At 49.2% G+C, this 12,770-nt stretch carries 10 protein-coding genes and 4 pseudogenes; 8 read left to right on the top strand and 6 right to left on the bottom strand.

All coding sequences use genetic code 11. From position 1 onward, the window contains the following. The first annotated feature begins 82 nt into the window (after positions 1-82). From GFER_RS06285 to GFER_RS06270, 5 genes are all read left to right on the top strand, one after another. The gene (locus tag GFER_RS06285) at positions 83-802 is read left to right on the top strand and encodes a hypothetical protein (RefSeq protein WP_040097640.1); all 720 of its coding nucleotides are present in this window, start codon (positions 83-85) and stop codon (positions 800-802) included. Between the two features lie 166 nt (positions 803-968). After that, positions 969-2,504 (top strand): IS1182 family transposase, encoded by a 1,536-nt coding sequence (locus GFER_RS06280; RefSeq protein ID WP_040097638.1) that lies wholly within the window; start codon positions 969-971, stop codon positions 2,502-2,504. Between the two features lie 193 nt (positions 2,505-2,697). Further along, complete coding sequence (locus tag GFER_RS19730; protein WP_074669474.1) at positions 2,698-2,967, top strand: hypothetical protein; 270 nt, start codon at positions 2,698-2,700, stop codon at positions 2,965-2,967. A gap of 83 nt (positions 2,968-3,050) precedes the next feature. Next, positions 3,051-3,839 carry a hypothetical protein gene (locus GFER_RS06275; protein ID WP_040097636.1) on the top strand — a complete coding sequence of 263 codons (789 nt, stop codon included), beginning with the start codon at positions 3,051-3,053 and terminating at the stop codon, positions 3,837-3,839. A gap of 55 nt (positions 3,840-3,894) precedes the next feature. After that, complete coding sequence (locus GFER_RS06270) at positions 3,895-4,419, top strand: hypothetical protein (RefSeq protein WP_040097634.1); 525 nt, start codon at positions 3,895-3,897, stop codon at positions 4,417-4,419. A 264-nt stretch (positions 4,420-4,683) separates the two neighbouring features. On the opposite strand, the gene GFER_RS06265 is transcribed toward GFER_RS06270, so the two are convergent. Next, positions 4,684-5,733: an IS91 family transposase gene (locus GFER_RS06265; RefSeq protein ID WP_052446066.1), complete on the bottom strand. Its 1,050-nt coding sequence runs from the start codon at positions 5,731-5,733 to the stop codon at positions 4,684-4,686. Positions 5,734-5,755: 22 nt separating this feature from the next. Continuing rightward, positions 5,756-6,578: pseudogene (locus GFER_RS19725) on the bottom strand (tyrosine-type recombinase/integrase); the annotation flags it as partial. 341 nt (positions 6,579-6,919) lie between these two features. Between GFER_RS19725 and GFER_RS06255 the strand changes: the two are divergent. Next, the gene (locus GFER_RS06255; RefSeq protein ID WP_040097629.1) at positions 6,920-8,398 is read left to right on the top strand and encodes a DNA/RNA helicase domain-containing protein; all 1,479 of its coding nucleotides are present in this window, start codon (positions 6,920-6,922) and stop codon (positions 8,396-8,398) included. A 439-nt stretch (positions 8,399-8,837) separates the two neighbouring features. Here GFER_RS06255 and GFER_RS06250 read toward each other — a convergent pair. The 3 genes and pseudogenes from GFER_RS06250 to GFER_RS06245 all read right to left on the bottom strand — a co-directional run. Next, positions 8,838-9,401: pseudogene (locus tag GFER_RS06250) on the bottom strand (IS91 family transposase); the annotation flags it as partial. A 74-nt stretch (positions 9,402-9,475) separates the two neighbouring features. Continuing rightward, positions 9,476-9,771: pseudogene (locus GFER_RS19720) on the bottom strand (type II toxin-antitoxin system PemK/MazF family toxin); the annotation flags it as partial. Next, positions 9,765-10,022: an AbrB/MazE/SpoVT family DNA-binding domain-containing protein gene (locus tag GFER_RS06245; protein WP_040097627.1), complete on the bottom strand. Its 258-nt coding sequence runs from the start codon at positions 10,020-10,022 to the stop codon at positions 9,765-9,767. The gene GFER_RS06245 and the pseudogene GFER_RS19720, both read right to left, overlap by 7 nt. A gap of 117 nt (positions 10,023-10,139) precedes the next feature. Between GFER_RS06245 and GFER_RS19715 the strand changes: the two are divergent. Beyond that, a pseudogene (locus GFER_RS19715) lies at positions 10,140-10,271 on the top strand (IS3 family transposase); the annotation flags it as partial. Between the two features lie 61 nt (positions 10,272-10,332). Here the strand turns inward: GFER_RS19715 and GFER_RS06240 are convergent. Next, a complete protein-coding gene (locus GFER_RS06240) occupies positions 10,333-11,004 on the bottom strand; it encodes a recombinase family protein (protein WP_235264023.1) in 672 nt (223 codons plus the stop codon). Between the two features lie 469 nt (positions 11,005-11,473). On the opposite strand from GFER_RS06240, the gene GFER_RS18160 reads away from it, so the two are divergent. Continuing rightward, positions 11,474-12,648 (top strand): IS3 family transposase gene (locus tag GFER_RS18160; RefSeq protein ID WP_412171499.1). Its coding sequence is split into 2 segments (ribosomal slippage): positions 11,474-11,744 and positions 11,744-12,648, totalling 1,176 coding nucleotides; the frame shifts between segments, so codons are not numbered across the junction. The last annotated feature ends 122 nt before the right edge of the window (positions 12,649-12,770 follow it).

Below are 12,770 nucleotides of genomic sequence, written 5' to 3'. Positions count from 1 at the left end.
GTCGGAAATTATATACAGTTCGGACTTTCTGTGTTTGCATTTTTATGCAGAACTGTCCATTTATTGTTAGGTTATAAAAATCATGAATACGATTATCGAATTTTTGAAAAGAAGAAAAATATTCACTGTTTTTGCCGCGATTGTGCTTGGTGCTATAGGAAGTGGCACATGGGAATATATTTTCAAACCAATTATTTTGTTAAGCAGAGATTTTATTCTTAATGTCACCACACTCGGAATAGAAAAATTTAAAAATGAAGTTTATCTTGACATTTCAAGAGGCTATACAGAGAACACCTCCTTAAATATTTTAGGTGAAATCAATCAGCTTTATTTTACTTTTTCAATAATTTTTTGCCTGTGGGCATATACTAAGATCAAAGATATCAAAAAGGACAAAAAAGAAATACTTGGGAATCTTGTAGAGCTAGAAAAAGAATTAGACGGAAACTTTGAGCAGAAATGCCAAAGGGAGCACATTAAAGAACTAAGAGAAATACTCTCTAACTTAAATACAAAGAGCACAACAATTCTTTTATATATTTTTATTTTAATAGTTGTTATTTCAACATCAGCAAGATACATGAATTTTGCTAAAACAAGTTATATAAATAGCGCAATTTCTCATTACAAGCAGGGGATGCAAATAATCAAACCATACATTCCAACTGAAAGATATATTTTAATTGAGTCAGAGTTTGCCCAAATAAATAGAAAAGAAGACTATGTAAATGTACTAAATAAAATCTACATTGAGCTCGAAAGAAATAATTTCAATTATCGTAAATTTGACGCTTGGTAACCTAACAAATATTTCAAGCGGACAGGTCAACCGCGGTGCTTCTCGAAAACGTCAGTGGGACGCAAATGCCTCTACCCTGCCGCTTAAATCAGTCTGTTGAGGCTGTAGAAAAACCCTGAAACGTGCTAAAGTGCCTGCAATTTTATGAAGTCTGGGAGGGAATGGCATGCCCCGTTTCATTGATTACGATTACCAGCAAACCGTCATGGTGCCGGTGGTTTTTGATCAACAGATTCTGCCCGGCACTTTCGAGTATTCCCTCAACTACCTCATCGACAAAAAACTCGATCTGATTATCTTCCATCATCGCTTCAAAAACGATGACGGAGGCCGCCCCGCCTACGATCCTGCGATTCTCCTCAAAATCGTCTTGCTAGGCTATTCCCGAGGCTTCACCAGCAGCCGCAAAATCGAGTCGCTGTGTCGGGAGAATGTTGTCTTCATGGCCATCTCCGCCGACAGTCGCCCGCATTTCACCACGATCGCCGACTTTATTTCTCGCTGCCATGACGAGATCGCCAAGTTGTTTCAGCAGGTCTTGTTGATCTGCGACGAGTTGGGTCTGATCGGCAAGGAGATGTTCGCCGTTGACGGTTGCAAAATGCCTTCCAATGCGTCCAAAGAATGGAGCGGCACCAAGACTGAGCTAAAGAAGAAGTCCCGCAAGATCGACGGTGCTGTGCGCTATCTGCTGAAAAAGCATCGCGACGAAGACAAAAAAGGGCAGGCCGAGGAGTCGATTCGGCAACGTGAACGCAAACAGATCGAGACGCTACTGGCCGCCAGCGAGAAAATCGAAACGTTTCTTGCGCAGAACGAAGAGAAAACCGGCCGCGGCGGCAACGTGGTCAAAAGCAACATCACCGACAACGACAGCGCCAAGATGAAGAGCGGCCACGGCGTTATCCAGGGCTACAACGGCGTGGCCGCCGTCGATGGCAAACACCAGATCGTGGTCGCCGCCGAAGCCTTTGGCAGCGGTCAGGAGCACGGTTTGTTGGAGCCGATGCTGGAGCAGATCGCGCAGAACCTCGAAGCAGGCGAAGATCTCCTCAAGCAAGCCAAGGTGCTGGCCGACAGCGGCTATCATAACCAGAAGACCCTGGAGCATCTCGAAGAAAAGGGTATTGACGGCTACCTGGCCGACCACGGCTTTCGCTCCCGTGACCCGCGTTTTGCCACCGCCTCACGCCACAAGGACAAAGAGCCGCCTTCGCGGTCGCGCAAAGGGCGCCACGCGGTTGCCGCCTTCAGCATTGATACCGAGCAACAGAGTTGCATCTGTCCAGCCGGCAAGTCGATGTGGCTCAAGTGCGCCAGAGCCAAGATAGGCAATCACATTTTCATGCAGTTCATGGGGCGCCAGGCCGACTGCGACAGCTGCGAGCAGCGCAGCAAATGCCTGCGCAGCGCCAGTCAGAAAGGCGCTCGGCAGGTCAATGTCCTGCTCGAAACCCTGCCCAAAAGCCAGCGAAAAAACGGTCCGATTGAGCGGATGCGAGAAAAGATCGACTCTGGCCTCGGCCGACACATCTACAGTCAGCGCCTCGGCATCGTCGAACCGGTCTTCGGCAATATTCGCGAGACAATTGGAATCAAGCGCTTCACACTGCGGGGCAAAAAGAAGGTCGATGGCCAGTGGAAGCTGATGACCATGCTGCACAACATTTTCAAGATCCACCGCTACGGATGGGCGGCATAAGCGCGTGTAAAAGAGAAAAAGGGCGCGAAAAAAGAGGAAATCAGCCGGTCAATCAGGCAGAATGACCCGAGTGCTGGTACTGGTTGGTTGAAACCGAATCCAAGCCCTAAATGTTAAAGATTTGCATCGTCGGGAGACTCGGCAATCTTGGATTGGGGTTTTTCTACAGACTCGTTAGTCAATGAGGTGTCCTATGGATGAAGATCTTGATTCTATGTCGCGAGAAGAGCTCATTGCCGAGGCGAAGAAACTTCGAGCCGGCATTCGTGAGCATAGAGACAGTTCGGGCCATGATTTGTGTTGGTATCATCCTGCATTATGGTCGCTACTTCCGGAAAAATCTGATCCCGTCCCCGCTGTGCCTAAATGGCCTCAATTCATGCGCGGATGCGTAAGGTTCCGGCAGTCGTTGGAGGAACAAGGTCCAGACCTTCCCAGGACCGATGAAGAGTTTGACGACTAAGCATTGCCTAACACGGTGCTCAAGCCGACGCTCGCAAGCTCGCGCGGCTTAGCTTCACGTTAGCCGTCGAGAGATACGCCGTTATGGAACCTGACGACATCCGCTTCGGTTCGCTGAAGGAAGATCGTGGCTGGTACTTTGTCGAGTACACGCCACCGATCCCGAACTACCGCTTCTCGACGCTCTGTGTTTGTATCGTTGAGGGGCACGACGCCCAGGCCGTCGCGTTCGCGATAGAAAAGGAAGCAAGGGATTGGCTAATGCGATATCAGGCGCCCCTGATGGCGACGGCCTTTTCTGCAGACGGAGGTATCTTCTCACTGAAGGGCGTTCGTCCAATCGACCATATGGTCGCGTGGCGCGACTCTGAAAGCTCACAAGTGGTCTTTCGTTGGGAACTGGTCAAAGATGCTCTACCCGACATTGCTCTGGATCGGAATTTTCTTCAGAAGACCTTCGCAGACGTACCATCCAAGACTGGTGCTGAGATCCAGAATGAAGTAGTGAAAGACGTTGCGGCGCGAAAGGTCGGGTGGTGGCTCGTTTTCGTCTGGGCCGTTGTAGTGCCACTCGGTGTGGCCGTCCTCGAATGGTGGAGTGACCTCTTAGGGCTCGTGGTCCTCTTATACGCCTTCGTAAAAGCCATAATTCACGCACTGCGCCTCATGGGCCACCTTCCCAAGTCTGATCGAGAGCGTGAAAAGGAAGCTCAAGAACTGAGGATGAGGCACCACCATTATCACTGCGAACGCAATCCCGAAGGATTCGAACGCCTAAAGGCTGAGAGCTTTCGTCGCGAAGAAATTGCGCGCACCAAAGCTGAAGCCTTGGTCTTGAAGGTACAGGCACGCAATGGGCCGATCGACGGCTAACAATCGCTGCAGCCGACTGCTTCGCAGAGGCTGAACTTCACGTTAGGTTTTAAAAATGGAAAAAGCAATTTTCAGTGCCGCAATTGCAATTTTATTATTTGCCCTCTCTCAGCTTTTTATACACATGAGAGACAGGCAAACGTTCTTGCGTCAAAAATTAGAAGAGCTTTTCGACGCAATGAACAACCTTTCAGAAATAATAGGAGACACATACTACGGAGCTCAGAAATATGAACAAAACGGGAATTTTGAAGAAATAAGTGGAAAAATAATTGAAATAAACAAAGCACTATACAAACCGAGAACACTTGTACTTTTATATTTCCCTTATATGAAAACCCCATGGGAAGAATTAATCGTAACTCACGTAAGACAGTACGTCGATTATTTCAACAAACATAACGAATCAAATAAAAATTTCAAAGCAGCAGAATGCTACAAAAACATACAGACATTAAGCCTAAAAATTAGGTCTTTACAAAATTTTCTTTCAGCCAATATTGCTTTCACGACACAAAGTATCGGTTTCCATATAAAAAGTTTATTCACCAGAAAAATGAAAATAAACATTAAAACCTAACGAATAAGGATAGATAGCGCGAGGAACGAGCCGCGATCTTATCCTGTGGTTGAACAAGCCCGGCCACAAATACATATAAAGCAAATATATCGGTTTGATGTTGAGGGTGGTAAGGTTCTGTTTTTTAGGCGCTTTTTTCAAGGCGAGCGGGGGCCGTCGCCTGCGAACAGGCTAAAAAAATCGCTGGTGCTCACGTCCCCCTCTGGAACTATTGATCCTCCTGTTTGAATGGCCATAAAGCAATACGATGCCGTTTTGTGCAAACTAACCCGATAGCCACGCCGGTCGTCGAAAGGCCGTAATTTCCATAACCGCTTTGCAGCGAGGGCATTTAAAAACCGGTCTTGGTCGCAGGGGATTTGACTCGATCATAACGCGCAGAATGAGTTGCACCAGCAACAAGAGCCTTTTGGCGTTGCCGTGCAAAAAGCCATAATCCCGGACGCGGCGAAACCCTTTGGCTAAGACATGTTGCAGCACCAGCCACAGAAAATCTTCCGCCTTCAGGGTGCGGGTACATGTTTGGCCAGTGCCGCTGTCCAGATAGCTGAAGGTCACCTTGCCATCCTGACAGGAGAGGATGTTTTTCTCGGCAATGACCCCGCGATAGAGATAACGGGACAGATATTTCAGGGCCGGTAGACCCGTGCCCACATGCTGACAGTCAACGACCCATGTGTCGGGCGCACCGACCGGGATTTTCAGCTGTGCCTTTTTGACCGCCGCCAGAAAACGGGCGCGAAAGACACGGGCCAGGTTGCGCTCGTTAAACAGGAACTTGCCTTTGATCTTTTTCCATTGTCGTCGGCGCTTATCAAGGCCGCCACCGGGCACGATGACATGGATATGCGGGTGATAATCAAGCCGACGGGTCTGGGTATGCAGCACCGCTGTCATGCCCATATCTGCGCCCAGATGCTTGGGATTCAGGCCGAAATCCTTCAGGGTGCTGACGGCACAGACGAAGAGCATCGCGTAGATCTGTTCTTGAAAAGACCAGGCCAGCGGTCGCAGTTCAGCAGGCAGGGTAAAGGTCACCATAAAGTAGGGCACGGGCAACAACTTGGCTTGTTGTCGATCCAGCCACTGGCTCGCTTCATGGTTCTGACACTTGGGGCAATTGCGATGCCCACAGGAGAGAGGGCGCCATTCGGTTTGCTCGCATTCCGTACAGCGCACATGGAGTTCACCCGAGTCGGGCGTTCGACAGCGTCTGGTGGCACGAAGCGCGTTGTGGTAACCGGGGAGCAGCCGGTCGGCATATTGGGCGATAAAGGAATCATGAAATTGTTCAACGATAGAGATCAGATCCATCATCGCCTCCCAGAGCAAAAGGCAGGGAATTGATCAGGCGATTGATGGTGGTCAGGGAATCCTTTTCAGTGACATTGGTCAGGTGAGCATAGCGGGCGATCGTGGTCGGACTGGAATGACCGAGCAAGCTCTGGATATGGCGCAGGCTTAAGCCACGTTCGAGCAGATGGGTAGCAAAGCTGTGCCGCAGGGAGTGGGTTAAATTTTTTTTGATGCCACACTCTGCAACGAGCATCTTGATGGTTTTTTGGACACCTCCACGGTCCATATGGGTAGTCGCCTGGCGGATCGTTTCCGGGGAGCCCTGCGCATTGGGGAAGAGCAAAACCGGGTGACGATGCATGCGCCACAAGTCCCGCAAGGCGTGGTAGGTCAGATCGGGCAAGGGAACCAGGCGATCCTTGTTCCCTTGCCCGCGCCGCACATGAACCCGTTTCTGCTGGGCATCAATATCGCCGACCTGAAGGGACAAAGTTTCTTCAAGTCGCAGCCCCAAAGATTAGGTGGCTAAAAAAACACACGGAAGCGCAGTTTACGGGTCGCTCCGATCAATTTGACAACCTCTGCTGGCGTCAGAATATCAGGAATAGTTCGGATCTTGGGTGGCTTGATAATATTGACCCACTGCCAGTCACGTTTGAGCACATGCTTCCAAAAGAATTGCAGGCCATTACGGTCGACCTTGACCGTGCTCCAGGAATGGAATCTACCAGTTGACTAAAGTAGACCTCCAATTGTTCCTGGGTCAGCCGGTCAGGGCAACAATCGAAATGTTGGGACGCCCGGCGGACCGCACGCGCATAAACATCGATGGTCTTGTCACTCTTGCCCTGCAGTTTCAGCATGCGCAGGTGACGTTGGTACAGATCGTTAAAGCGGGATTGTTCCGATGAATCTAAGATAAACTCCTTCGGTCAGGAGGCCCGGAATTGGGCCATTCAAAGGAGTTATACCCTGAAGTTTCTATGGACAGGGATTGTGTTTTGTTTTTTTCCGCCGCGATAGCGGCTTAGTTCAACCAGCAGATCAAGCGGATGGAATGGGGTTGGGTGCTTCCCAAAAAGCAAAATCAAAAGTTGCGGTTGTAGGCCGTTCCTTCGCGTCGCCACCGCTTATCCCAACCGTAGGTGTCAAAGATGGAAAATTATCAATCGATTTATTCCACTTGTTTTTATAAGGAAATAACGTGAAAAAAATAAACATTTTATCACTGATTCAGGCGCATAAGTCCCTACCAAGAGAAATCTACAATAATTTCAAAAAATACCACGGGATTGATATCAAAGATAAAGAGGTTGAAGATTTAAGATGTTTAGTAGAAAAACTGTACGAAACAACAGAGAATAGAGATATTTTCGACAATTTTTATTTAGGATATAAAATCCCACAAATAAGTAAAGAGTTTGATCTTCTTAGAATAACTAATAGTTGTGCCATAAATATAGAGTTAAAGCTCAAAAGCACGGAAGAACAAGTACAAAGACAACTACATAAAAATAATTTTTACCTTAGCCATATTGGAATTAAGGTATTATTATTTACATATATTACTGAAGAAAACGCTTTATATGCTCTTTATGAAAATGACAAAATAAAAAAAGTTGAATTTTCATATTTAGAAGCACACCTAAAAGATCAAAACGATCAAAATTTCAGTGAAATTGAAAGCTTATTTGATCCATCAAGCTATTTAGTCTCACCATTCAACTCAACAAAAAAATTCATGAACAATGAATATTTCCTAACTAACCATCAGGAAGAATTAAAAAATAACATTCTAAACACAATAAAAGTCAGCACAGGCACAGAATTCATCTCTGTAACTGGTAGTGCTGGAACAGGTAAAACGCTACTTGTATATGATATTGCAAAAGTGACAATAGAAAGCTCAAAAAAGACTTTATTGATACATTGCGGAAATTTGAACAATGGGCAAGACAAGCTAAAAACGGACTACTCATGGAATATAATACCAATAAAAAGCATCAATAGCATATACCTTTTAGCTTACGATGTAATAATAATAGACGAAGCACAAAGAATTAGGCTAGACCAACTACAAGAAATAGTCAAAAAGGCAAAAGTACACAAATTTAAATGTATATTTTCATATGACAAAAACCAGACTTTAGCTAACTGGGAACAAAGTAACGCAGTAGAAGAATACATAAAAAATTTACCATGTATTAAAAATTATGGATTAACTGACAAAATAAGAACTAATAAAGAAATAGCCTCGTTCATAAAAACTCTTTTTAACAACAGAAAAAATTTAGAAATTAAAAGTAAAGACAATATTTATATAAATTATTTTGACAATAATGACGATGCAAAAAGTCTTCTTGAATGCCTACGCGAAAATAAGTGGGAAATTATCAGATTTACACCTTCGCAATACAACAAAGAGCATCACGAAATTTATTTTGAATCTTTTTGCAAATCTTCCCATGGTGTCATTGGACAAGAATTTGATAAGGTAGCAATTGTCATTGACAAGTTTTTCAGTTACAACGAAGACGGCAGTCTATACTACAAAAGTGAAACATACTATAATGCAGTAAAAATGCTTTTTCAAAATATCACTAGAACAAGGAAAAAATTAAATATTGTAATTATTAGCAACAAGTGCGTCCTTGATAGGTGTTTATCGGTCTTGAAAAATTAACAATATCAATCAAGAATAATATTGTTTAAATCATGCTCTTTAATCTGTTCGCAAATAATTTCTTTAGTGGAATGCGTAAACTTATAAAGACAGCTAACCCATAAGGATTGACACGACCTGAAAGGTCGTTTCAATCCATTGTTCATGAAGCCCGGCAATCGGGCACCGATCTTTGAAATAAGGGTATTGGTAATCTGGGGCGAGGTGAGATCTTGCTCTGAGAGGGACGAAACGGAGGCTGTCGCCGACAGATGGGTCGAACAGCGGCCCGTTTTGGTGAGTTTTTCGGGGTTATGGCCTCTCTTTTCGGATTTGAGATGGTCGAATCAGGCCATTTTTTCGGGCTTTGGGCGCACCCTTGCTGTCCCGCCCCGGGGAGTACGACCCGCCGGGCTGCTTCGATCCTCATCGGAGTGACGCTGCGATTTTTCGATCCGGCTTATCCCGATGGCGCCGCCGTCAAACTGCGCCGCCGGTGCGGCAGGATCGAGTAGCGGTAGACGAGTTCGTGCCCGCAGTGGCGGCAGAGGATCTGGGGCGGCGGCTCCGGTTCCACCTCTGGGGCAGTCAGCTCGAACCCGAAGGCCAACTCGATCCTGGCGCGCACCCCCTCCAGGGAGATCCTGAAGCCGGGGCTGAGAAAGCCATAGTAGCGCACCTTCATAAAGCCCGTGGGCAGCACATGCTGGAGAAAGCGCCGAATGAACTCCAGGGCGTCGAGCCCCAGGGTACGCAGGCGGTTGCTTCCGGTCTTCCTGTAGCGGAAGAAAACCTTATCGTCCTCGACCTTGACGATGCGGCTGTTCGAGATCGCCACCCGGAAGACGTAGGAGCTGAGATATTTGATCGAAGCCTCCGCGCTGCCCACGGCCTGGGAGTTGACGTTCCACTCAATCTTCCAAAGCTCGGAGGGGATCTTGGAGAGCAGTCCCTCTTTCGCCATGCGGTCGCGAAACTTGGCCCGGACGATCTTTGACAATGCCTGCACCGGCGAGGGGCGCCACCCAGATATTTTTCGTCCAGTTCGACGATGCCCCGCAGTTTAGGCGGGTGCGGTGCTCCGTTGCGGGTGCGTCAGTCGAATAACCTGGGCTGATGGCAGAGGACATAGCTGGTTTTTCCGCTTTTTTCCCCTTGGCTAGACCGACGGCAACGGCAAAGGGGTTATCGGCATTGCACGGCGCCGTGGCCATGGGAAGCCCGATCACCAGTGATGTACGCTCGTTGAACACGCGGGGCGAGAGCACCAGAAAAGGATGGATGTCCCGCATCTCATTGCCTGCCTGGGGATTGCAATTAATCCAGATGACCTCCTGCCGGTCCGGGGCCCACGGCTGTTCGCTGGTTGAAGACGCGCCACGCCGCGTCACCATTTTTCCGCACCAACCGGCGCAGTTGCCATTGCCTCGCCGCCATGCCTGGTCGGATCAAAAAGGGCCAGCCGCTGCTCAAGGGTCATCTCCAAACCATCAATCGGAGAAATGGTTACGTTGCCATCGTCAACCGTGATGCGCACCATCTGGTCAACGGCCAAATGAGCTGCCTTTGCCACGTTGGCTGGCAATCGGACCCCCAGGCTGTTCCCCCATTTTTTGATGCCAACGACCGCCTCGACATGTGACATGGTAAGCCTCCCGCAATGATGTCTAAACGTAGTATAAACATTATTAATCAGTCTGGAAAATATTTTCCTTCAGGCTGTGTGCTCGGTGCTGGAGCTTGGCTGCGGCCAGGGCCGAGATCCCCGCACCGGGGGCGACCCAAGGGGGCCAAGGCGCATGATGGCAAGATCATCACCTTGGCGCCCAATCTGATGTGGGGCACCGATGGCACCCGCGTTTTCACGCTGGACGAAGGCTGGGTCTGGGTCTTTGCGGGGGCCTGGATTAACCTTGGTATTTAACTGTGGGCACCGGAGGAGGCGCATGCATCGCTTAGGCGGGTCGGCACTGCGCAAGATACTTGAAAAACGTGCGGCGTCCAATTCCCAGGCTGTCGCAAATGGCCTGGGCGCTTTGCTCTGAATTTTCGTAAAGCACCCTCGCGTGCTCCAATTTGGCCTGATCGGTCCTGGGTCTGCCGCCACTTTTGCCTCTGGCTTTGGCGGCGGCCCTGCCGGCGGCGGCACGTTCGGCCTTGAGCTCGCGTTCCATTTGGTTGATGGCACCGATGATGTGCATGAAGGCGCGACCGGTCGCCGTGGAAGTGTCGATATTCTCACGCAGGGAGATGATATTGACGCCGCGGTCCTCAAATTCCTTGACCAGTTGCAGAAGATGCATCAATGAGCGGGTCATGCGGCTGAGTTCCGTCACCACCAAAACATCACCGGGGCGCAGGTATTCGAGCGCCTTGTCCCACTCGGGCCGAGAAACGGCAACACCGCTAACCTTATCGGAGAAAATTTTGTCGCACCCCGCCTGGCGCAATAAATCAAGTTGTCCATCAAGATTTTGGCCGATTGTGCTGACGCGAGCGTAACCGATTTTGTGTGATAGCGATTCTCTCATGTGCACAAACTTATCACAAAGACGCATTTGTTGCACTTTGTTTTTTGCATTGGTTAATGCACTTGGTTTGGAAGAAAATGTCGCCTGAAAATTCACTTGGAAGCGGCAGTGCCAAAACTATACTTTTTGCACTGGCACAGATCTGCCATTTACAAGCCAGCCAAGCAACACCTCGCCGCCTTGCGTAGAACAAGATGGAACGCAAGCAGATCCGGGAGTACCAAAAGCGCCATCGCAGCACCCTGAAGATCCAAGGCAAACGCAAAGATCCCCGCAACCAGCAGCCAAATTCTTTCCGAGGGGGCCGCAGCAACCGGAAAAACATTATATCTTCGCATGTCTTTCGATTAAAAGTGCTCTTTGGTCCAAATGGGCCTCAAATGGGCCCCAAATGGGGCCGCTTAAAGCTGGGGTAAGTTGAAAAAATCGGACACCAACGTGTACCCTATCAGCGGAGGTGTTCAACATGAGCAAGAGATCGAATGGCCGCTACTCCAAAGAGTTCANTGGGGTAAGTTGAAAAAATCGGACACCAACGTGTACCCTATCAGCGGAGGTGTTCAACATGAGCAAGAGATCGAATGGCCGCTACTCCAAAGAGTTCAGGAGCGAGGCCGTGAAACTGGTCGTTGAGAGCGGCGTATCTGTCTATGAGGCGTCTCGCCAGCTTTGCCTGCCAAAGTCCACTTTGGAGAACTGGGTCAGAGCCTACAAGGCCGGCAAACTCAGCAATATTGGAGGACAGCAGCGCCCATTGACGGATGTCGAGCTGGAACTCGACCGGGTCAAGCGCGAGTTGGCCCAGGTTAAGCAGGAGCGCGACATCTTAAAAAAAGCCGCCGCGTACTTTGCCAAGGAGTCGCTGCCCGGTACGCGGTAATCAAAGAGCTTCGATCCGACTATCCTGTTCCTCAGCTCTGCCGGAGCCTGGAAGTATCAACCAGCGGTTATTACGACTGGCTGAAGCGACCAGATTCACCACGCCAGAGACAGGAGGCACGGCTGGTCATCGAAATCAAGGCGGCTCACAAGAGAAACCGAGAAACTTATGGTCCTGAACGACTCCAGAGCGACCTCGCCGAGCATGGCATTCGGGTCGGAGTCCACCGGATCAAACGCATCCGCAGGGCTCATGGCATCCGCTGCAAGCAGGTAAAGAAGTTCAAGGCAACGACGAATTCCGACCACACGCTGCCGGTTGCCGAAAATCTTCTAGACCAGAACTTTGTGGCCGAAGCCCCGAATCAGGTCTGGGTGACCGATATCACCTATATCCCAACCGCCGAGGGGTGGCTGTATCTTGCCGGCCACAAAGATCTCTTCACCGGAGAGGTCGTAGGCTACGCAATGGGCGAGAGAATGACGAAGAATTTGGTCAGTCAATCCCTTTTCCGCGCTGTCGCAGCCAAGCGGCCGGCGGCAGGCTTGATCCACCACTCCGACCGGGGCAGCCAGTATTGCGCCTTGGAGTACCGCAAATTACTTGAGCAGTTCGGCATGGAGGTCTCCATGAGCCGCCGCGGCAACTGCTACGACAATGCCCCGATCGAGAGCTTTTGGGGGGCGCTGAAAAACGAGTTGGTGCACCATCGCCGGTATGCCACCAAGCAAGAGGCAATTCGGGAGATCACCGAGTACATCGAAATCTTCTACAACCGTAAAAGACGACAGTTGCGGCTGGGCTATCTGTCACCGGCCGCCTACGAGCAGCAATATTTCAAAGAACTACGAGCAGCATAAAGGTTTGGTGTCCGCTATTGACGACCGACCCCAGAGCATCAAAACCAGAGCAAAGACAACAACATGAGGCCAGCCGAAAGCGTGCTCGGAGGTGCCGCTTAGATTCCCCAGGCGCATCAGAG

This window comes from Geoalkalibacter ferrihydriticus DSM 17813, assembly GCF_000820505.1.
GTDB classification, from domain to species: Bacteria; Desulfobacterota; Desulfuromonadia; order Desulfuromonadales; family Geoalkalibacteraceae; genus Geoalkalibacter; species Geoalkalibacter ferrihydriticus.
This window is presented reverse-complemented; position numbering and strand designations above follow the sequence as displayed.